This window comes from Hafnia paralvei (genome assembly GCF_020150375.1).
Taxonomy (GTDB): Bacteria; Pseudomonadota; Gammaproteobacteria; order Enterobacterales; family Enterobacteriaceae; genus Hafnia; species Hafnia paralvei.
The window spans coordinates 2,108,623-2,129,776 of sequence record NZ_CP083737.1; the positions used below are offsets into that span (position 1 = coordinate 2,108,623).

Genomic DNA, 21,154 nt, shown 5'->3' on the forward strand with positions numbered 1-21,154 from the left:
CAAGCATGCTGTTATTCCCGCAAAAGGGTGATGTGAAGTCATCTCTCAATGAGAAGGCTTTTTATGTTTTATCTTCACGTAAGATTATCAATGAGGAATTGAGCCAACTGATAAGACTGGCGGGTTTTAATCAGGTAGAAAGCGTTTTGCAAGATTTACATGCGACAAAGACGCTGACTATTTCTGAAAAAGACTATGGCATCGTCATTGATATAGGCCATCAGGAATATATTGAAGATATTGTACCTACGATTTTAGCGATGGTTCCACGAGGGGTATGGTGCTGTGTCGTGGGCGATAGTGATTCTATCATGCTAGCGCAGGCCTTTTTACGCCAGGGTATTCAATATTTTAATTTGAACTCTCAGCGTGAGTTATTTGTGCAGGCAGCGATTTCAGGAACCAATCTTAAAGCCACTCGCTGGGCAGTCAGTATTAGCATTTTGGGCTGTAAAGGCGGGGTGGGAAATAGTTCCATTGCTTACCAAACTATCAGCAATATTGTTCAGTTACGGGACATGCCATCCTTATTTGTGCAAGGCGCAGCCGGGTCTCGCGATCTTGATTTACTGACAGGCAAGAAAATGGTGCAGGAGATTGTTGCGGGGCAAAAAAAACTCGATCTGATGAGTAGTAGTAGCGCGTTTTATCCCGATCTCTCGCAGGACAGTTTTCAGAAATATAACTTTGTATTGTTTGAAGAAGCGATAAATACGGCAAATAAAGAGACGCTACGGCAATTAGTTGAAAGCTCATCCTGTCTGGTTTTAGTGATGGATCGCTCCATGGCATCTGTACGTGTGGCTCGTGGCATGATTGAGGTCATTGATTCATTAAATCGCTCCCAGCTTGCCCCACGTAGATTGTTTATCTGCCTGAATGACAGCAGGCCATTCACCATGAATATGCTGAGCATGGAAGATATTCAGTCGTTGTTGGGGCGTCCGCTGGACGTGCATTTTCCTTATAACAAACAAAAAGACGGTGTCACGCGTTTAGCGGGGTTTAGCCGCAAAGCGGCCCCTATCGATCGTTTAACCCGCTTAATTCTTGGCGGAACATCAGGTAATAAGGGCTCGTTGATTAATCGCCTGTTGAAGAAACGTCAGGAGGTATAATGGATATCAGTATTGAAATTCAAGAAGTGCTACGTGAAGGCGTTTTACAAAATATCGAAATCAATACTATCGAAGCCTTGGTTGAGGATCGTGTTCAGCTACTCGCGGAAATGAATCGTGTGCTGGAGGGCGTAGCGGAGCAGCAAAATATCTATTTGAGCTCCCAAACTCAGAATGCTTTTGCTGAAATGATGGCTGATGAAATTTTGGGCTACGGCCCATTAAGGCCTCTGCTAGAAGATGAGACCGTCAGTGATATTTTGGTAAACGGGCCGAAAAGTATTTACGTAGAGCGTTTTGGTAAGTTGGAGCTGACCACGTGCCGCTTTATTAATAATAATCAGTTGACTGATATTGCTAAACGTTTAGTTCAAAAGGTGGGGCGGCGCCTTGATGAAGGGCGGCCTCTGGTTGATGCTCGGCTGCATGACGGCAGCCGTTTGAATGTCGCAATTCCCCCTATTGCGCTTGATGGCACCTCGATTTCTATTCGTAAGTTTGGAAAAAGTAACATCGAGTTATCCGATCTCATTCGTATGGGGGCGATGAGCGGGCAGATGGCTAATTTCCTGATTATTGCCGCCCGCTGTCGAGTGAACATTATTATCTCCGGGGGAACTGGTTCAGGTAAAACCACGCTTCTGAATGCGCTGTCAAAATATATCGATCCAAGTGAACGTATTATTACGATGGAGGATGCGGCAGAGTTGCGCATGATGCAGCCCCACGTATTGAGAATGGAAACGCGTTTAGCCGGGGTGGAGAATACCGGTCAAATCACCATGAGAGCCTTACTGATTAACTCACTTAGGATGAGACCAGATCGAATAATTGTCGGTGAGTGTCGTGGTGAAGAGTCCTTCGAAATGCTGCAGGCGATGAACACCGGGCATGATGGATCTATGTCTACGTTGCATGCAAATAATCCACGTGATGCTATTTCTCGTTTGGAGAATATGGTGATGATGGCTGGGATGAATATCCCAATGGAGTCGATACGCCGAAATATCGTTTCTGCAATTAACATTATTATTCAAGTATCGAGATTAAATGATGGTAGTCGAAAAATAATGAACATTAGTGAGGTTATGGGTATTGAAGGAGATAGGGTTATTTTGCAGGATATTTTTACCTTCCAAAGTCAATCAGAGCGTGATGAAAATGGAAAAATTAAAGGTGAGTTTGTTAATCATGGTCTTTTAATGCGTTCTACCGTCATGCGCAATGCGGTGATGTTTGATGTTAGTGATGAGCTAAAACACATATTCGGCATGGAGTAAGGAATGGCTTTTCTGATCCTATTTATTGGTCTAGCGATCTTCTGCGTTAATCTATTTAACTGGCGAAAATTGACCAAGATTGCGTCAAAGAGTCACGCGAATCCAAAGCCGTCGTTGATCATAAATTATGTGACGAATCTATGGTTGGAGTGGAAGCGATATGCGTTAGGTGATTTAAGCCTTAAAGGAATGAAAGGCGCGATGGTGGCTCTAATACTTTTGCTAGTGCTGTTATTCCTTAACGCTAATTGGCTGCAGTTTGACGTGATGTTTTTCCTGCCAATAACGCTAATGGTGATGTTTATTGCCCAATTGAGAATCGGTCGTAGCCTGCATCGCCGATATTTTGAAGACCGTTTCCCTGAAATCCTCTCCGTGGTCAATGCCGCGGTTTCTGCGGGTAACAGTATTCATCAGGCCTTACATCGTTGCGGAGAAGGAATTGATGGCGATTTGGGCGTCACATTTCATCGCATCGATCGCCGCTTGAATTTGGGAGAAGATCCCGAGCGTGTCTTCAACGATGCGTGGGAAAACTATCGCTATCGTGAGTTTTATTTTTTTGTCGTGGTGATGTTGGTGAGCCTTCAGCATGGTGGGCAGCTACGCACGTTAATGGGGCGGTTATCGCGGATTGTGAACAACAGCAAAAATATGGCTCGGCGTAAATCGGCGATGACCTCTGAAGCGAGGACATCGGCCAAAATCGTTGCATCTTTACCGCTGCTGTTTTTCTGTGGAATGAAATATTTCAGTCCTGAGAATTTTGACTTTGTCGTTCACGATCCTGTAGGTCGACTCATTCTTTATTATGTGATTGCCAGTGAGGCGATTGGCATGATCATTATCTGGATTCTGTTAAGAAGGGCACTTTAATGGTGATGTCATATTTAGTCATGGTGCTTTTAGGTATTTTCATGGTGCTATTGGCAATACGCCATCAGCAGTATTGGAAAAAACAGCGGGAAATTGTCGCGCCTAAGGCTGAGAGTAAGCAACAGAATCAGTATTCAACAATCGATTATCGAGCGTTGATTATAAGTAACAGCCAGTGGCTAACGTTTCTTAATGATTTAGAAAAAAGCCTTCCTCTCAAAGCGCGTATTTGTGGCGTGATTGGCGGGGTATTACTGGTTCTAAATATTGTTGGTATCTTTTCCATCAGTATGAAAGCGCTAGCCATGATCATGCTTTTTATTTTTATGATTGTATTGGTGCTGCCAGCCATGATGCTAAATCCAGCGATTAATACTCGTATTAAGTTGATGCTGGATGCGTTGCCTTATTTTGTCGATCTCATTGCTGTGTGTGTGCAGGCGGGCATGACGGTTGAAAGCTCGGTGAAATTTATTGCTGAACGTTCAGCCGATCTCGATAAAAATCTAGCGGATTTAATGTTGCATCTCGTTAAACGTGCCGAAGTGAGCGGGTTGGAAGAAGGATTAATGGATCTCTATCGTTCGATGGATATGACGGAAATGCGCATGTTTTGTGCCACCCTACAGCAGAGTGTGCACTATGGCACATCGCTATATGAAAATCTGATGGAGCTTTCGAAAGATATTCGAGACATGCAGCTACTGAATTCGGAAGAGAAAATAGGCAAGCTATCCGCCAAAATGAGTGTGCCGCTAATTCTATTCATCATGTTCCCTATTACTATTTTAATCGCCGCACCAGGCATTCTAAGGATTATGCAAAATGCACATTTCTAAACATATCGTTATAGCGCTGATGTGTGCCACATTATTATCAGGATGTATTCAACGAGTGCCTAGCTCTACCAGCGATATGAATTACCGGGAAGATATATTGCTCAAGGCAAAAAACTATAACGGATTAATTAATCTTTATCGTAGTTGGCTAAAGCAAAAAGAAGATCCAGCGGTACGGCTTAAATTAGCACGCTATTACTATCAATCAGGTGATTACAAATCGTCACTCTACTTTATGCAGCCGTTGTTTAAAACACCGGACCTAAACGTTTATACGTTGCAAGCACAAAATATGATTGCCCTAGGTGACTATCCGCAGGCCATCAGAGTGGCTGAAAAAATGTTACAACGCGAACCGCAAAGTGCGGAGGCTTATAACCTGAAAGGTGTGGCTCAGGCACAGTCAGGTAAGCTAACGGAAGGATTGCAGTCTATCGAAAAGGCTCGCAGCCTGTTTATCGCTGATGATGTGGCTATTAATAATATGGCCATGGTGGCGGTGTTGGATCATCGCTATCAGGATGCCGTCAGCTTGTTGCTGCCGCAGTATTTACGTGGGCGCAAGCAGTCTCAGCTGCTCCACAACCTAGTACTGTCGTTGGTTAAGGTCGGCGATCGCCGCTATGCCAGAGATATCATTATAAATGAAGGATTATCGGAGCGTAGCGACGAGTTGATTGATGCGCTGGCCATGATTAATCCGACAGAAAAAGGAATGGGGTAATGGCATTACGCAAACGCTTTATCAGAGATAATGAGGGCGCAGCCTCAATTGAATTTTCTTTGACGGTAATACTGTTTATTTTCTTGGTGCTGTTTGTCGCCGAGATCGCGCGGCTGTCTTATATCTCTGCGGTAATTGATTTGGCTGTTTCGGAGGCTGCCAAAGAGTCTAAAAATGCCTCTGCCGTCGATGATGGAGGTTACGACAATCGTTTCCAAAAGCGCATTACTGAGCAAGGCGGTGCTATTTGGGGGTTCCTAACTCGGCCGGACGCCGTCACGATGAATATTACCTATGCCGGTTCTATTCGAGAAATGACTGATACAGGCGGCACCAGCGGTGACTCGCGGTATAAGCCTTTAGCGCGTTATCAATTGGAATATCAATACCATCCTATGTTCTTCCCCTTTCCCGATATTTGGGCCAACAACTTATTAAATCGCGAGGTGATTTTTGTTCAAGAATATGAACGTTCCAAGTTTATGGACTGACAGGCGAGCCTCGGTATCGGTTGAGTTTGTCATGATTTCGATTGCGCTCATCTTCTTTATTTTCTTCCTGACGGATTTAGTGATTCGTCAGGCAACAATTGGGAAGTTAGATCGTGTTTCTTATTCAGTTGCCGGTATTTTGCGTGAGCGGATCCAGCTCTATGACGCACGCGAAACGTTGAACCAACAAGACGTTAATGCCATTGCCGATTTAGCGAGACGAATACTCACAGATATGAACAGCACGATCGACCTTTCACAGATGAGCATGCATGTTGAAGAAATGCATTTCGAAGATCCTATTCGTTTAGGTGACGATAGAAAGCAGATCAAGCTGTATAAGTCTTGGGACAGTGGCAGCTCGGGGCAATGTCTGCCACCGCAGCCGCTTAATCAATTGCAGCAACTGACGCCACGCGGTAGCTATGGGCGATGGGTGCCGCTCTATCAGGTAACCGTTTGTCTGCCTACGTTTAGCTGGTTTACCCGTCTAACGTCGAGCGAGGAAAAGCCTGTGATGTCTTCATTCTCCATTGTGATGCTGCGCTAGATGATGAGGCTTGGTGTGTTATTGAGCCTGCTGTGGCTTCTGTTTCCTCTTCATGCTGCACAGCAACAGGCGGTGATATTTATCGATTCGGCTCAACCAAATCAGTCGAACTTAATCGATGAAATAAACCAGATGCTTTATTTGAGCCCAACGTTTAGAGCACGAATGAAAATTGAGGTTTTCGATATTAACCCCGCAGGGCCGGAGTTTATCGGGGAAATAAAATATATCCATGACCGAACGGGGAAGGCCGTGGCGAAATATCGCCCTGGTCCTTTACCTTATCTTATTTGTTTTAATGACAATAAAGCGGGCAGTCGCGGAACCTTAAATAATAAGGAGCAACTATGTTTATGCAGCAACCACTGTTAGCCAGTATTCGACGCTTTAAACAGGATCGCAGTGGAGCGTTTGCTATTAGTTTTGTCATGATGTCGGGATTTTTGCTCAGTATGGCGGCGTTTGGGCTGGAAGGTTCACGCTATATTACTGAGCGAGCTCGGCTCTCTGATGCCATGGAGCAAGCCGCGTTGGCATTAACGGCAGAGGATAACGGTGATGGAGCACAGCGAAATTATACGCTGTCGAGCGATTATTTCCGTGCCTATATGCGTCACGATGTGGATGTTTTTAAACCCACCGTGATTGTGAAAAGTGGTATTTCACCCAATAACCAGAATTTATCGTATGTAGAATATCGGGTGAGTGGGCAAACGCTTCAGGATTCGTGGTTTTCTTCTACGTTCTTCCCCAGTTTTGACAAGCAGGTCGTTATTGGTGATAACGGGGCAGCACGTAAGTTTCGTTCCAACATGGACGTTATCTTTGTTACCGATTTTTCAGGTTCGATGAACGAAGGTTTTGGCGGTAGTACCAAATTAGCCGAACTAAAACGCATTGTATTAAAGCTTTCAGATGAGCTATTTTCCTACAATATCGATAATAAAGTTGGTTTTGTCCCTTTTGGCTGGGGAGGCAAAGAGGGGACAGACTGTGATTTTCCGTTCGTGAGTCATGGGCCAGTTCCCTCGGATATATTAGCAGGCGGAAATTACAAGGCATTAGAGAAATACATCGATATTTCAGGCAGCGTAGCAGCAATACCGAATCCAGTTCATGATATTCAGATCCCACTTTCCAACGTTAACGGGAGTACCTGCCTACGCAACAGTCATTCTTGGAAAGTTCCGTTGACCAGCAGCCTTGCTGAAATAAATCAAATTAATGGCATGAGTGCCGAAGGAGGAACTTTGGTTAGCTCTGGCGTGTTGCTTGGCGTACCTTATTTAGCCTCAGGTACAGCCTCACGCAAGGTTATGGTCATTGTTTCGGATGGTACTGATGATCCCAAAAATGTGATGATTACGCCGAATCTTATCAACGCGGGCATGTGCGATAAAATTAGACAGGTGTTAAGTACGGATGAGTCAGTGGGAAAAATTTCATTTATTGGCATTGCCTATTATCCAACGGTAGATTGGAAAAGCTGCGTTGGAGATAAAAACTTTTATTTACCTCAAACCATTGATGAGTTAGAGGAAGATCTCCGCCGAGCCGTGTTTGAAGAAGTTGGGCATAATATTCTTAAAGATAATTAATTTCATCTGATTTTATCTTTCTCACTGCTATGGACATAATTACTGTTGATGCTTTGTGAGGAAAACTGAGATTTTTTTCAAGAATTTATTTTAGCAAAAATTTACTATGGCCTCCGTAATGTAGCGGGTCATGATTATTAAAGAGCAAATATGTAATAGGGAACTTTACATCGCGTCATTGTACGGTATTACAGTGTGCGCAAGATCTTTAGTATTCATCGAGCGCTGTTCATTACGCAGCAAAACGGAATGGCATTATCAACAATACCTCCGATTAGTGTATTTAATGGTGTCATCCATTAACGCTATTTATCGTGTATGACGTTATCCCGTTTAAAGATTCATTTTTTATAACAAGGATTTAATTTTTAATGAAAACTCAAACTATGTTGTCTGTATTGGCTGGTCTTGTAATGTCTGCTTCAGCAATGGCATCGACGCCAGCAAGCTATGATACTAAGTTCAACGTCAGTGCGAACGTTCCTGATAGTGCAACCATTACCGATCCGGGTGGCCGTCCTATCACGGATATGGACGTAGAACTAACACCAGCGGCGTCAGGCTACATGGAGGCGCAAACCACCGCGTTAAAACTGTGGAATAATGACGTAACCAAGCTGGAAGTCGCTTTGACTTTGGATGATAGCCAGTCTGTCACCGGTGATGCGTTTACTCTGTATAGCACTCAGGGCGGCACACTTAATGATATGACTTATAAAATCAGTACGATTACCGCTGCGGGCAGCCAAGAATTTGCCGCATCTGGTGATTCAAAAGATTACACCCTGAATGCAAACGGTACACATGGTGAACTGCCACTGATGTTTAAATTTGTTTCAGATAAAAAGTATGACGCACTGGGTCAAGGCAACTACACCGGCGTTGTATACGCTAACGTAAATGCTAAACCTTAATATTCTTTATTAAATCAGGTCAGGGTCAGCGTTAGGCTGGCCCTGTTTTAAACATGATTAAAAATAACTGTGTCGTTGGTATTGTCGCCGCGCTGTTGTTATGGAGTCAGGCAGTTTTTTCAATACCTAATTCTCAGGTTGATTTGGATATCTTTGCTGAGTCGATAGCAAGAATCGCGCTGTATTATGAAGATAGACCTCTTAATGGAAAAGAATTTGATTTCCCATTACCTATTAATGGTATTTCTCAGAAGTTTGAAAATACGTCGAGTTTCTTTCATCTGATAGGCAATGTTGATAATGCTGAGATTGTTTTTTTAGAAAATCAGTTTGTGCTACCACAGGTTTTTGGTGGGAACACACATATTAATTTGGATGGGAGTTTTATTCATCAAGGAGGCGAAACGGATTCTACTAAAAAACTGCGGCTTCCTGTGTTAAAAAATATTAGCCAGGCGACAACCTCCAATGGTTTTAAGGTTAAGTTTATTTCTGAGTTTTTGGCTGGGAATTACACCAAGGGTAAATACGCGAATACATTTACATTAATCGTAATGCCTATTTTATAGATAGAGACAGAGAATAATGAATAATAAAATAACTGCCAGCATTGTTATTCTTGGTGTCGGTTTCGGCTGTGCATTTACCCCATTAATGGCCTCTTCGATTCCACTGCCTGAAGGGTTTGAAGACATTTTTAACGCCAAGCAAAGTGGAGTGCTTGACATTATTTATGCGGATTCCTCAATCGGCTCCATTGGCGTTGAGTACGATCAAAACGATGTTTTTCTGATGTCGCCACAGGTGATTGTTGAGCAAATAACCGCCGTGGATATGCCTGCGCTGAATGTCTCTCAGACGGAGTTGCTCAAGAAACTTTCAGCCCCTTTGCGTCGGGTGAATAAGCAGGGTTTTTCTCAAGATGAGATTGTAGCGACGGTAAATGAATCAGACGCTTCATTGCATCTCATTTTTCCAGCCTCCCTGTTTAAAACGGGAGACAAGGCTTATGACAGAACCTATATTCCACACCGTAACCGCCCCGGTTTTGTGCATAGTCATAATCTTAATTATCTCTCTGATACCTATGGCGATAGCCTGAGTTTATCTTCAAATGACACGCTCAATATTACGGGCAACAGCTACGTTAAAGGAGCATGGAGTTATTCCAAAGAGATTGATTTTAATCTTGATGAATTGGCGCTGTATCTGGAACACGAAAACACCCGTTTTAAAGCTGGCCGGCAAAGATTGAGCGATAATCTAATATCGAGTACGCCTTCGGTGACCTACAGTTTTTTTAATCCTGTTAGCTTTGACGGTATTTCGTTGGGGTATATGACCGATAACTACCTCAATCCTGGTGACGGTGCGGCCTCACCCGTCACTGTCTATCTACCACAGGCAGGCACGGTTGAGGTGTATCGTAACGGGCGTTTAATTGATCTGCAGCAGTTTCCTGCGGGCTTGCAGCACTTAAACACCGAAGGGTGGCCGTCTGGTGGCTATGATGTTTTGTTGGTATCCAAGCTGGTTAACGGCAGCCGCGAGGAGAAGCTCCAGCCTTTTTTGAAACGTAATGGCTCATTTCGCTCTGGCGATCTGGAGTATGCGGTTCAGTTAGGTCGCTATGACGATCATCAGGGGCAGTTTTCGTCTAATCGTTATTCCTGCCGCCAGTGCGACATAGATGGGAATGATCGCGATCGTTATTCTCGTCAAAGCCATTTTGCTGGGCTGTCGTTAGGGTACACCACCGATTCAGTGGTCTCTCTTGGCAGTGGTTTTCTGATGGACAACGAGGATGGTTATGCTAATGCCAGCCTAGACTTGCCGATCAATAGCTGGTTTGCGGAACGCCTCTATGCAGATGGCGTGATGGGGCTTGACGGTAGCTCCGGCTATCAGGTTGGGTTAATGAAAAACCTGTATGCCCTGAGCATGAATGTGAGTTATCGCGACAACCGTTTCAAAGGGGATGAAGAAGATTATCATCGCTTTGGCCTAGTGCCCGCTTACGATTTTGAATATTTACAATTTGGCGCCAATACTTTTTTGCCGTGGAACGTTGGGTTAGGGATTAACTTTGGTCTGAATACCCTCTATCAGGATTATGGCCGCCAAAATAAGACGGAATTTGAAAGTTGGGACGTAAATTTAAATCGTGACTTTACCTTGTCGGATTATTTAAATTTGCGTGTCGATCTTGGCTATCACCGTGGCATTAACGAGATGACCAGCCGATATTCCCACAATACGACGGCAGAAGACAAAATATTTGCGCAGTTTACCTTGGGAATGCGTGAGCGCAGTTATAACCATTACCAATCCCTCTATTTACGTTCACGCATGAGCGATGAGGGCGGTAAACAAAATATTTATAGTGCAGATTATGCATTGAATCTGGATAACCCAGAATTCGACCGCGGTGGGAAATATACGGTAAATGCCAGCGTAAATCATGGGCCTAATAGTGAGAATAACAGCGGTGCTGGCCTGGTGATGGATAACGGCTATGGCTATACCGCCGTTGGCGTATCCAAGTCTTTTGGCAATAACCATTACAGTCAGCAGTATCTTTCGCAGCGTAGCGGCTTTGCTATTGGTGACGGCGAGTTTGGTTATGGCAAAGTGGATAATACCGCAGCGCTTATTGTGGATGCCCGTTCGTTACCTGAAGATCAATATTTCGAGGTGCGTAACCGTGGTAATGAACCGGTAGTGGTAGAGGGAGGGAAAAAAACAACGCTGACTATTCAGCCATACCAGAAAATATCTCCAAAAGCGGAACAGGTTTATACCACGGATACTAACGCGTTTTACAACCTCTCGACCCAATCGTCTTCTACTTGGGCCATGCCGGGGCAGGTCTATCACGTCAAAGTCAATGCGACAAAAAACCAGACTGTCACCGGTCGCCTCTATCTCGACGGAGTGCCGTTGGCGAACGCTCGCGTGGTGGGCGGTAATGCGATGACCGATGCCGAAGGATTATTTGTTGGTGATTTTACGCTAGATACCGAGAGCCAGTTAGAAAAATTGAAGGTGAGTAAAGAAGGGCTGAGCTATATCTGCCCGCTAAATAATTCGAACGTCAAAATGACTCAAGGCATTATGCAAATACGTGAGGTTAATTGTGAAACTGAATAAATTGGCAATGTTGCCACTGGGAATAGCTTTGCTTACGTCTACGAATATTTCACAGGCTATTGAAGTATTTCCCATCATTAAAGACATTAAGCAAGAGTCACCGCGTGACAACTATGTGACCGTTAAATCGATGTATCGGGCAGTTGATAGCGTTGATACCACCAAGTCAGAAAATAAGAGCTATGAATTCGTGACGCTAGAGCTTTTCCATATTACTAACCCTGGTGATAGTAAAGAAAACATGGTTAAAGAGCTTGGTGCAGAGGATCCTACGCTGGTGTTTTCGCCCACTAAATTGATTATTCCTTTTGGCGAAGAGCGCAAAGTCAGAATTATGCCACTGAAGCCGGTTGAACGAGAGACACTATATCGTTTGCGCATACGTCCTAGCTATCCAGAGCAAGAAATTGATAAAGGTAAAGTCCGTTTTGCTATTGGTTATGACGTGTTGCTGCGTTATTTGCCGGAGGGAAAACGCACCCAAGGTTTGGCTGTTAGCTGTAGAGGTAACCAGTGGACACTCACGGCGACAGGTAACGTACGCAGTGAAATGCGCGATTTGGTGATTGACGGGCGCAAAGACAAAGCCGTATTCAACGTTTATCCAGAGCATACGCGAGCACTCACTGTGAACAGTAATTTGGCGTTTAACATGGATGGCAAGCTCTATTCCTATGAGAAATGTCAGCTTAAGGAGTGATGCATGAAGTCCCCGATGTTATTAGCGCTAGCGTTGTTCCAGTCTAGCTATGTTTTAGCGGGATCATGGGTAATACAACCTCAGTCGAACGGTTCGATCCGCATGTTGCATGAAGGGATTAGCGAGGCGAGCGGCACGGATACGCTTACTGTGCGTCAACCCGCCGATAAATCGCTGACGCTACAGGTTTCTCCTGCGGGCAGCGGACGCTGTGAAGGCGGTGATTTAATGCTTGGCGCGCTGCGTTTCCCGTTGAAGTTTTTTATGGATGAACGTCAGGTGGTATGTGGCGACCTGGTGACGTTTGCTCCACCGGCGAGTGAAAAACGCGTAGGTGTGAGAGCCGTGAATCGTACTTTTAAACGGGAGCGCTCGTTTACCCTACCGAGTTCATTTCCCCGAGTGCAGATAGGCAACGTGAATTTTAACATTGAAGACGGAGGAGGCAGCGAGAGCTATCCAATCTATCTGGATCTGACGGCACTGCAGACTGAATCGGCGACGATTGAGGCCACATTTGATAAACCCGCATTGTCATTGGGGCTGGTGGGAGAACTGAATGATGCCACCGCCACTGCCCGCCTGAAAGTGGCTAAAACTTTGCAGTCGGGCGATGAGCCACTGCCTTATAGTGTGACTTTTGAGTCAACGCAGCAAAAAGACAGCCACTATCAACTCAGGTCTTCGGTGGGAGCAAACTTAATTCCTTACCAAATAAGCATAGCGGGGCGTGAAATAGAACCCGGCTTTCAATATCGAGGAACGCTACCCAGCGGAACCGCGACGGTGGATTGGGTGGATATCAAATTCTCGCTGAGTGGTAAGGCAACCCGAGGGCTAGCTGCGGGTACACGACTGATTGATACGTTGACGGCCGTTATTACGCCGAATAGTTAAGGATAAACCGATGAAAGATTCTTTAGTGGTAACCACGCTGGCACTGGCGTTGATAGGCGTAAGTTCTTCGCAGGCGGCGATCCCGGTGAGAACCAGTATTGATTTACAGGCTGAAATAAGTACCAGCGTGCGGGTCTACGTGGCGGGTAATGACGTAACCAACGGCTCAATTAGCCTGCAGCTTAATGATAAAAATGGCTATATGTACGGCGTTACACCAGCGTTTAACTTCGTTGGTAATGCGAGTGCGGTGTCTCTGTCACTGAAAACCCCAGTAGCAAATCAGCTGATTTCAGAGAATGGGGACGCGATGCAGATTAACCCAGCATGGATCCGAGTCAATGGGGGGGACGTATCGGCGTCGTATCCCCTGAATAACCAGGCGGTTTATCCGACAGTACAGGATATTCCGGATCCTTCACAAGGGGTTAAGGTGCAGTTTACCTCTGCAAAACGTAGTGAAACTTATCCTTTGGGAACGTATAGCGGCACCTATGAGGTTATTGTCACGCCTTCGGTATAACCTTATTTGGGTGTTTGAACCGCGCTCAAATACCCAAGTGATAGTGATTGAAATAACAGGGAAATAAGCCGTTTATTTTGTTGACTGAGCAAGATAATGCTGTGTATTACCCGTGGAGCTTGTCTAGTGATTAACGTATTTGTAGATGACAGGAACGAATATTATAAGTTTGGATTGCTACATTTTCTAAATGAAATAATTGGGCTTCACACAGATCAAAAAATCAATTTATTACATCAAGAGAAAAGTCTATCGAAGGCCGATATTATTGTCCGTGTTTTTCCAGCAGGAGCTGAAACGCTTTGTCATCCAGAATTAGTCGGGCGTAAATTAGGCAGTTTACTTATCAGTATTTATGAAGGAGATATACAGATGCTGAAACTGTCATCGCGACCACACTGTTTCGATAATACAATGTTTATTCATCGCACAGAGCGGATTAACATGCTGGCTAAAAAGTTTATTTATGCTTGGGCTCGAGCGAGAGTCATGACGGATAGACTGCACGGTTGTCGTCAGGGATGCCGCAGTTGCTCGAGCGTGGAGCTTTCCTTGCAGGAAATTAAGATCATAAGCTATATCACCTATGGTTTTACGCTGGCACGTGTTGCGAATATTTTAGGTTTGAGTGTAAAAACTGTCAGCGCGCATAAACGTAGGGTGATGCGAAAATTTAATATCAAAAGCAACGCCGAACTGATTATTTTGTGCCGCGCAACGTTGCAGGTTACTAACCAGTCTAAGGTTTGTTTTCTGCCCTAAGCAGGAATCAAGCGTTCTGTTCAACCTGTGTAAAAAAGCACGGAAGGGGGAAGAAGACGAAATACTTTGGGCAAGTGCACCGTAATGAGTTTTTTCGCCAAGAGCTCATCGGTGTACTTGCCCTAATATTACGCTTTGGCTATTTGCATAGCCTACCAGCAAGCGGGTTAAGGAAGCTGGCATGGAGGCTCGACGCTGTGGCTGACTAAGCGGCTGAAGGTGGAGAGCGGGCAGTAGCCATCGGGCGTTTGATCGCTGCAACCCGGTATGTTTAGTCGTACGCTGCCCGCAGGGTGCTGCAACGTTAGCGGCGTCTGGTCGTGCAGCTGTGCTAGCGTCTGATACACCATATTCACGCTAACATACGGTTTCCCTTCTTTATCTACCCAGCGTTCAAACACTAAAGCTCCACCTGGAGGCGTGTTATCTGGCTGTCCAGGGAGTGTCCATGTCATCCCTAACATGCCAGAAATATTGGCAATATTGGTGTCGTGACCGGCAATAAACAGAATCTTATTGTCTGGAGAAATATCTGGCAGTGGATGACTCGCGATATCAGCTCCCAGTGCGTGGGTAATGGTTTGTAACAGTGGAGTACCGTTATGCTTAGCGATATAAGGCGTGCGGGACATCAAGTCAAACTGCGCATTGTGCAATTTCAACAGAGAGTTCCATTGCTGCTCAGAGTGAATATTCCCCCAAGCCACATTAGGCATCCCTTGAGCGTGTTCCAGCAGGAAAATTTCAGCCAGCGTCGATGAAAGTCCTACGGCACCTTCGAGAGCCGCTTTATTACCATCGTCTTTTGTCGCCAACCTACTAGGCATCGCCTGTGAAAAATCGCAGAGTTTGCCAATGTTGTGCTGCTGACAATAGAGGGATTTTGGAAAATCGAGTACCGAACTCATCAGCGCTAAAGAGGCTTGATAGCGTTGATTGAGCGTCTCAATCGGTGCGCCTGCCTGTTTTTCAACGGCGGTGCGTACCTGTGATTTATCCATCGAACAGATACCGGCTTTCACAGGATGGAACAGCGGATCGGCCTGCTGAATGTTTTGCTGATGGTGGATCGCTAAATCACACTGGGGAGCAAGACCCGCTAAGAAGGCCTCGCCGGTTTTACGTGTGCGTTGATCGACGTCTGCCCAAACATACACGGCATCGGGTGTAGGACAGTTATCCTTAGATAATAAGCCTTGTTGCTGGAGTCGTTCTCGATAAAAACCGCCCATCAGGCTAATCAGATGTTCGCCACGTGGCGTGATATAGCCGAGTTTTACCGGCCATTCAGGCCACTGGTGAGGTGTGACGTCGCGCATCGTTTGTGTCATTTTGGTTGGCGCGCGTACGCCATGTCTGCTTAGGATAACAACCTTTTCCAACTGGAACCCAGAAGGAGCAGTATCACTGGCGTATGCCGGTAAACTTGAGAATAAAGCCACGATCAGAGGACATAAAATACGCTGTGCAATAGCGGGTTTATTACGGTTAAACAGAGAGATTGTCATTTACAGCCTCTTTATTATTTTGGATGTTACGCAGATTCACCGTTGAGTCTAGGATTAATAGTACACATAATCAAAAACTTATCAGCGGAGAGGATCTGCATCCACGCTAATATACGCCATAATCACAGCGGGAACATTGTTTTACCCTCGCTTTATGCGGGATCCGCAGCACACATCACTTGATGTGCGGGTGGTATGTAAATTCTCATGCTCAAATCCTTCACGCTGGTAAATTGAGCGATAACGAAATTCTGTCGGTGACATATTAAAATAACTTTTAAATATCTGACAAAAGGTGCTTTGGCTTGGGAAACCTAATTCTCGGGCAATTTCGCAAATTTTCATATTGGTGTGAGCTAGCATTTCTGCAGAGGCTGTTAATCGTTTTTCTCTTATAAAGGATGAAATGCTAACACCTTGGCTTAGCTGAAATTCACGCAGAAAATAGGAGCGCGAATAACCGGTTATTTTTATAACATCGTCTGCTTTTATTCCTCGGTAGAGGTTTTCATTAATCCAACCTATTACGGTAGGGAAGCTTTGGGTGACAAATTTTTCTTTGTTCATATGCTGACCTTATAGGCTAAATTAAAATTAGTTTATGGTCAGTATTATATCGATTGTACACTATGCAAAATATCAAGTTATTGAAGACAATAAGTTTAGAAAAAATGAACGAGCTGACTGTGACAGAGGATTTTTGCGCGGATGAATCACCGCGTTTAGGACTATCGCACTCCGCCAGGGACCATCGTTAACAGATGTTGGTTTGGATAGTTTTGATGGATTTTACGCTGTCGTAGCTGCCAGTATAGCTGTTCAACGTCGTGGCGCTGGCGGTCCAGCAGTAAGCCGACTACGCTACCGCTGTGTGCAACGTTGAGCCCATATAAGTCCAGATCCTCGACTAAATCTAACAGGGTAGGAAAATCCGGCTTGACCACTAAATGCTGGCTGGCTTTGGCGCTGAGGGTGGTGGATTGTCCGAGCAGGGCGTAATCATGGTGTTCGGCGGCCTGCGTAAAGAGCTGCCATGCTTGCATTAACGATGGGGCGCTTGCCTGCAGCGCGGGCAAACGATGACGACGGTGATAATCTTCGGTATTCAGAGTATTTGGGCTTTCTAGCAGCAGAATATCCACGCAGGGCTGCCAGTCGTACGAAATCTGCGTGGCGGCAGTTTGATGATCGAACAATGTTAATTGATGGAACACGGTGCTGTCGGTGGGCTCAAGACGGACGCACAGATTCGCAATGGTTGTCTCGTCTAGCGTTTCTCCCAGATGACGAGCCGTTGCTAGTGCAGTAGCAGCAATATCAGCCGTACTGCTGGCAAGGCCTTTGGATACCGGAATCGTGGAGTCGAAACTGATATGCAGGCCTCGCGCCATATCCGCAGGCTGGTCGAAGTAAGCTAGCACCGCCTTTAGCATTTGTCGCATCCGCGGTCGTTCAAGGTCGTCTGGGCATCCGTCGGTGACCGATACGGTGCTGAACCAATTGATTGGGCAGGAGATGAGTTTTTCTCCCCCCAGTATCCAGCCCTGAATCAATTCGCCACAGGACGCGGGGCAGCGAGCTTCAGCCATGGTGGGCTCCCCGCAGTAAAACGTTGGCTAAAGGTAATCTATCTACCGTATCTTTGATGGCTGCTTGGAAGCGATCACGCGTCAGCGCGGGATAATGGGCAACGGTATCAACGATGTTTTCTGCGCTAGCCTTGATTTTCACTGCTATTCCCAGCACATTTCCACCTCGTTGACTCATTACCACGTGCTACCTCTATTGACTGTGTAGTAGATTGCTATTCCCATCAATGATATCGGGTATCAGCGCAGGGATTACGTTCAGCGACAACGCCTGTGGCGTGAATGCGAGAGTATCGCGCAGGTTCACGACATCACCAATAACAATCAATGCCGGAGCGGATAATCCCTGCGCTGATGTTTGATCGGCTAACGTGAGCAGAGTACCACTGGCGATTTTCTGTTCCTGGTGACTGGCATACATGACCACCGCGGCGGGCGTTGTTGGGGCTTTGCCTCCGGCAATCAGTTGCTGGCAAATGGTGGACAACTGTGTCATTCCCATCAGGACAATCAGAGTGCCTTCCAATTTTGCCAGTGTAGCCCAGTCCTGCGGTTCATTGCCTTGCCTCAAATGGCCGGTAACCACGTGGAACCCAGAAGCATAGTCACGATGTGTGACAGGGATACCCGCGTAGGCTAGCCCGCCGATAGCGGAACTGATCCCCGGCACCACTTCAAACGGAATCCCTGCCAGCGCTAACGCTTCAGCTTCTTCTCCTCCACGCCCGAACACATAGGGATCGCCGCCTTTTAACCGCACTACGTTCAGGCCGCGCTGGGCACAATCGATTAGGATTTGATTGATTTGTGGCTGCGGCACCAAATGGTTATTGGGTGTTTTTCCCACATTAATCATTTCGCAGCCGTCAGGGGCTTCTGCCAGTAGTTCTGCGCACACAAGCCGATCATACACCAAGGCTTCTGCCTGACGAATGGCGTGCAGGCCTTTTACCGTAATCAGCGCGGCATCGCCAGGGCCTGCTCCCACGAGCCAAACTTTACCACTTCTCATATTATCCCTCATTGTGTAGTGAGGATCGGAAGGTTAAGCGCCACACGCAGAACATCGCGAGCAATCATTAATTCTTCGTTGGTATTGACGATGGCGATGTGCACAGAAGCATGATCCTGCTGAATGAAAGCCTGATTTTTAAGGTTTTTATCTTCATCCAGTTCAATCCCAAGAAATGCTAAGTCGCGGCATATTTGTTGACGTGTGTTGCGGGCATTTTCACCAATGCCACCGGTAAAGATCAGCGCGTCAATCCCACCCAGTTGCACAATATAGCTGCCTATCACGGCGCGGATCCGCTCGGCGAATAATGCTAAAGCCACCTCTGCGCGCGGGTTACCGTCGTGAGCGGCCTGCTCTACGTCGCGATAATCGTGGGAAATACCGGAGATACCCAGCAAGCCCGATTGGTTGTTAATCAGGTGGTTAACTTCGGCTGAGCTTTTTCCCTCCGTTTGCTGAATAAACGGTAAAATGGAAGGATCAATATCACCACTGCGGGTGCCCATCATGACACCGGCCTGTGGGGTGAAACCCATGGAGGTATTGACCGAGCGTCCGTTGGCAATGGCGCAGATACTTGAGCCATTGCCAAGATGGCAGGATACTAAGCGCAACGATTCCAAAGGGCGACCCATGCGCTCGGCGCAGACCGTGCTGACATATTTATGGCTGGTGCCGTGAAAGCCGTAACGGCGAATTCCCAGTTCCTCATAGTAGCGCCATGGCAGCGCATAAAGGTACGAGGTCTGGCTTAGTGTTTGATGGAATGCGGTATCAAACACCGCTACCGAGTAGGCATGTGGGAGAGCCTGTTGGAATACCCGAATGCCCAAGGCATTCACGGGGTTATGTAAGGGCGCTAATGTGCTTAGCTGCTCAATTTTATCCAGCACCTGCGGTGTGATTAATACCGAATCGGCAAAGGCTTCACCGCCGTGGGCGACGCGATGACCTACGCCGACGATCTCATCTAGCGACTCAATGACATTGTGTTTAATGAGCGCTTTAAGCAGGTATTCAGCCCCTTGACGGCAGTCGGCAATGGGGAGCGTTTCCCGCCATTTCACATCACCGACCCGCAGATTAAATATGGCATCATCCATACCAATGCGCTCAATAAGTCCCTGACACAGAACCTGCTCGTCCTGTTGCCCAGTCTGCTCATTTATCATAGAAAACAACTGAAATTTCAACGAAGAACTGCCGGCGTTAATCGCCATAATTTTACCGGGCATACTACTCTCCAGAATGATTCAAATAGGTCATAAGGTCAGCGAGCCCCTCGCCGGTCTGCGACGAGGTGATGAAAATGTGCTCTGCACCGGCTTGAGCGAGGCAATCCGCCGCCCAGTCCAACTGTGTTGCATGGCTAACTGTGTCAGCCTTGCTGATGATGCCAATCACTGGCCTGTTGAAAACCTGCGCCAACATTGGGGCGAACCAACTTTGAGTGGCATCGGCGTTTTGTACCAACCCCACGACATCTGATTCACAGGCGCTTGCCAATAACGCACTGTATAAACACCGGTTTTCCAAATACTCTCCGGGCGTATCAATGGCATTGTCCTGCCAGATAATGGCCTGAGTTTTCTGGTAATTAAGGGTTTCTCCGCGCAAACGCTGAATTAACGAGGTTTTTCCGCACTGGCTGGGGCCAATCAACATGATGCGTTGCATAGCATCAGGTCCGAGTCATCTGGCAGGCAGTAAATTTCATCATGTCACCCAGCGTGTGGATGACTTGTTTCAGGGCATATTCCACCGCTGAAACATCGCCGGTGAACACCACTGCTCCCGTGAAACGGTCAATAAAACCAATCTCGACGGCACCGGATTTGGTCGCGATATCGCTAGCAATAATCGAAGCTTCGCTCGGCGTGATCGTCAAAATGCCAATGGCACTGCTGACATCGTTTAGCCCGAGCTTTTTATAAAGCGCTTTATTTGGGTTAGCGATCAGATGCGCGAGAGTGATTTGTTTACCCGGTACATACTCTTGGATCACGCGCTCAGGGGGATTATTCGCTTCCATCATGTTGGCCTCCATCATGCCTCTTGAACTAACTGACGCCACAGCGCTTCGTGGGGACGCGGGATCACTGAGCTATAAACCAATAATCCAGTTTCACCGGCGCACTGACTGGCCACTTCTACCGCAGTCTGCACATCCGCAATATCGCCACTGAGCACCTGATAACATTTGCCACCGATACCAAACGCCATATGGATGCGCACCAAAGTGACATTGGCGGATTTGACCGCACGGTCGGCTGCCGTGATGCAGGCCGCCACGCTCCACGTTTCTACCACGCCTGCGGCCTGACGGTTTTCTACCGTATTCAGGCCACTGATAGCCGGTAACACGGAGGGATGAAGGTTGGGCAAAACGATGCTGTCGACCAATAAATGGCCGCTGTGTCGCTCACCATTTTGTACCGACTGATTCACCGCGCCGATATCGCCACCCACCATCAGCAAATATTTGCCAGGGCACAGTGTTTTGCTTACCAACAGGTCGACATTGGCGCTTTTCAGCATCAGGTCGCAGACTTCCATCCCTTTGGCAATACTGCTTAATTCAACAATTCCAATGGCTTGTGACATGCACATTCCTCTTTAA

25 protein-coding genes are annotated in these 21,154 nt (G+C 46.4%); 16 read left to right on the top strand and 9 right to left on the bottom strand.

The window, feature by feature from the left end; genetic code table 11:
* The first annotated feature begins 5 nt into the window (after nt 1-5).
* The 16 genes from K9N75_RS09965 to K9N75_RS10040 all read left to right on the top strand — a co-directional run bounded on the left by K9N75_RS09965 (nt 6) and on the right by K9N75_RS10040 (nt 14,422).
* Nucleotides 6-1,118 (top strand): tight adherance operon protein, encoded by a 1,113-nt coding sequence (locus K9N75_RS09965; RefSeq protein WP_114445591.1) that lies wholly within the window; start codon nt 6-8, stop codon nt 1,116-1,118.
* Nucleotides 1,118-2,398 (top strand): TadA family conjugal transfer-associated ATPase, encoded by a 1,281-nt coding sequence (locus K9N75_RS09970; protein ID WP_008813212.1) that lies wholly within the window; start codon nt 1,118-1,120, stop codon nt 2,396-2,398. Before K9N75_RS09965 ends, K9N75_RS09970 begins: the two co-directional genes overlap by 1 nt.
* Nucleotides 2,399-2,401: 3 nt before the next feature.
* Nucleotides 2,402-3,274: a type II secretion system F family protein gene (locus tag K9N75_RS09975; RefSeq protein ID WP_008813213.1), complete on the top strand. Its 873-nt coding sequence runs from the start codon at nt 2,402-2,404 to the stop codon at nt 3,272-3,274.
* A complete protein-coding gene (locus K9N75_RS09980; RefSeq protein WP_008813214.1) occupies nt 3,274-4,113 on the top strand; it encodes a type II secretion system F family protein in 840 nt (279 codons plus the stop codon). Before K9N75_RS09975 ends, K9N75_RS09980 begins: the two co-directional genes overlap by 1 nt.
* Complete coding sequence (locus K9N75_RS09985) at nt 4,100-4,837, top strand: tetratricopeptide repeat protein (RefSeq protein ID WP_039187643.1); 738 nt, start codon at nt 4,100-4,102, stop codon at nt 4,835-4,837. The genes K9N75_RS09980 and K9N75_RS09985 overlap by 14 nt, the downstream gene beginning before the upstream one ends.
* The gene (locus K9N75_RS09990) at nt 4,837-5,328 is read left to right on the top strand and encodes a TadE/TadG family type IV pilus assembly protein (RefSeq protein ID WP_008813216.1); all 492 of its coding nucleotides are present in this window, start codon (nt 4,837-4,839) and stop codon (nt 5,326-5,328) included. Before K9N75_RS09985 ends, K9N75_RS09990 begins: the two co-directional genes overlap by 1 nt.
* Nucleotides 5,329-5,359: 31 nt before the next feature.
* Entirely contained in the window at nt 5,360-5,878 is a 519-nt protein-coding gene (gene tadF, locus K9N75_RS09995) for a tight adherence pilus pseudopilin TadF (protein ID WP_048797521.1), read from the top strand.
* Between the two features lie 15 nt (nt 5,879-5,893).
* Nucleotides 5,894-6,250, top strand: a complete 357-nt coding sequence (locus K9N75_RS10000) for a hypothetical protein (protein ID WP_224452542.1) — start codon at nt 5,894-5,896, stop codon at nt 6,248-6,250.
* Entirely contained in the window at nt 6,226-7,476 is a 1,251-nt protein-coding gene (locus K9N75_RS10005) for a TadE/TadG family type IV pilus assembly protein (protein WP_039187645.1), read from the top strand. The genes K9N75_RS10000 and K9N75_RS10005 overlap by 25 nt, the downstream gene beginning before the upstream one ends.
* A 371-nt stretch (nt 7,477-7,847) precedes the next feature.
* Entirely contained in the window at nt 7,848-8,390 is a 543-nt protein-coding gene (locus K9N75_RS10010) for a hypothetical protein (protein WP_004090491.1), read from the top strand.
* 53 nt (nt 8,391-8,443) lie between these two features.
* Nucleotides 8,444-8,959: a hypothetical protein gene (locus tag K9N75_RS10015; RefSeq protein WP_224452543.1), complete on the top strand. Its 516-nt coding sequence runs from the start codon at nt 8,444-8,446 to the stop codon at nt 8,957-8,959.
* A gap of 16 nt (nt 8,960-8,975) precedes the next feature.
* Entirely contained in the window at nt 8,976-11,540 is a 2,565-nt protein-coding gene (locus K9N75_RS10020) for a TcfC E-set like domain-containing protein (RefSeq protein ID WP_039187648.1), read from the top strand.
* Entirely contained in the window at nt 11,527-12,240 is a 714-nt protein-coding gene (locus K9N75_RS10025; protein WP_224452544.1) for a hypothetical protein, read from the top strand. Before K9N75_RS10020 ends, K9N75_RS10025 begins: the two co-directional genes overlap by 14 nt.
* Before the next feature lie 3 nt (nt 12,241-12,243).
* Nucleotides 12,244-13,137, top strand: coding sequence for a hypothetical protein (locus tag K9N75_RS10030; protein ID WP_008813222.1), 894 nt, complete (start codon nt 12,244-12,246; stop codon nt 13,135-13,137).
* Between the two features lie 10 nt (nt 13,138-13,147).
* Nucleotides 13,148-13,660: a hypothetical protein gene (locus K9N75_RS10035; protein ID WP_008813223.1), complete on the top strand. Its 513-nt coding sequence runs from the start codon at nt 13,148-13,150 to the stop codon at nt 13,658-13,660.
* 126 nt (nt 13,661-13,786) lie between these two features.
* Nucleotides 13,787-14,422 carry a helix-turn-helix transcriptional regulator gene (locus K9N75_RS10040; RefSeq protein WP_020303798.1) on the top strand — a complete coding sequence of 212 codons (636 nt, stop codon included), beginning with the start codon at nt 13,787-13,789 and terminating at the stop codon, nt 14,420-14,422.
* A gap of 167 nt (nt 14,423-14,589) precedes the next feature.
* Here K9N75_RS10040 and K9N75_RS10045 read toward each other — a convergent pair whose 3' ends face one another.
* The 9 genes from K9N75_RS10045 to K9N75_RS10085 form a co-directional block, all read right to left on the bottom strand.
* Complete coding sequence (locus K9N75_RS10045; protein ID WP_224452545.1) at nt 14,590-15,930, bottom strand: AppA family phytase/histidine-type acid phosphatase; 1,341 nt, start codon at nt 15,928-15,930, stop codon at nt 14,590-14,592.
* A 141-nt stretch (nt 15,931-16,071) separates the two neighbouring features.
* Entirely contained in the window at nt 16,072-16,497 is a 426-nt protein-coding gene (locus K9N75_RS10050) for a helix-turn-helix transcriptional regulator (protein ID WP_224452546.1), read from the bottom strand.
* A gap of 161 nt (nt 16,498-16,658) precedes the next feature.
* Nucleotides 16,659-17,519 (bottom strand): GHMP family kinase ATP-binding protein, encoded by an 861-nt coding sequence (locus K9N75_RS10055; protein WP_020303797.1) that lies wholly within the window; start codon nt 17,517-17,519, stop codon nt 16,659-16,661.
* Complete coding sequence (locus tag K9N75_RS10060; protein WP_008813228.1) at nt 17,512-17,697, bottom strand: hypothetical protein; 186 nt, start codon at nt 17,695-17,697, stop codon at nt 17,512-17,514. The genes K9N75_RS10055 and K9N75_RS10060 overlap by 8 nt, the downstream gene beginning before the upstream one ends.
* A gap of 15 nt (nt 17,698-17,712) precedes the next feature.
* Nucleotides 17,713-18,531, bottom strand: a complete 819-nt coding sequence (gene cobA / locus K9N75_RS10065; protein WP_008813229.1) for a uroporphyrinogen-III C-methyltransferase — start codon at nt 18,529-18,531, stop codon at nt 17,713-17,715.
* An 8-nt stretch (nt 18,532-18,539) separates the two neighbouring features.
* On the bottom strand, nt 18,540-19,769 hold the full coding sequence (locus tag K9N75_RS10070; RefSeq protein ID WP_224452547.1) for an acetate/propionate family kinase: 1,230 nt from the start codon (nt 19,767-19,769) through the stop codon (nt 18,540-18,542).
* 1 nt (nt 19,770) lies between these two features.
* Nucleotides 19,771-20,211, bottom strand: coding sequence for a EutP/PduV family microcompartment system protein (locus tag K9N75_RS10075; protein WP_008813231.1), 441 nt, complete (start codon nt 20,209-20,211; stop codon nt 19,771-19,773).
* A gap of 4 nt (nt 20,212-20,215) precedes the next feature.
* The gene (eutS, locus tag K9N75_RS10080; protein ID WP_008813232.1) at nt 20,216-20,566 is read right to left on the bottom strand and encodes an ethanolamine utilization microcompartment protein EutS; all 351 of its coding nucleotides are present in this window, start codon (nt 20,564-20,566) and stop codon (nt 20,216-20,218) included.
* A 14-nt stretch (nt 20,567-20,580) separates the two neighbouring features.
* Nucleotides 20,581-21,138 carry a BMC domain-containing protein gene (locus tag K9N75_RS10085; protein ID WP_008813233.1) on the bottom strand — a complete coding sequence of 186 codons (558 nt, stop codon included), beginning with the start codon at nt 21,136-21,138 and terminating at the stop codon, nt 20,581-20,583.
* Between the last annotated feature and the right edge of the window lie 16 nt (nt 21,139-21,154).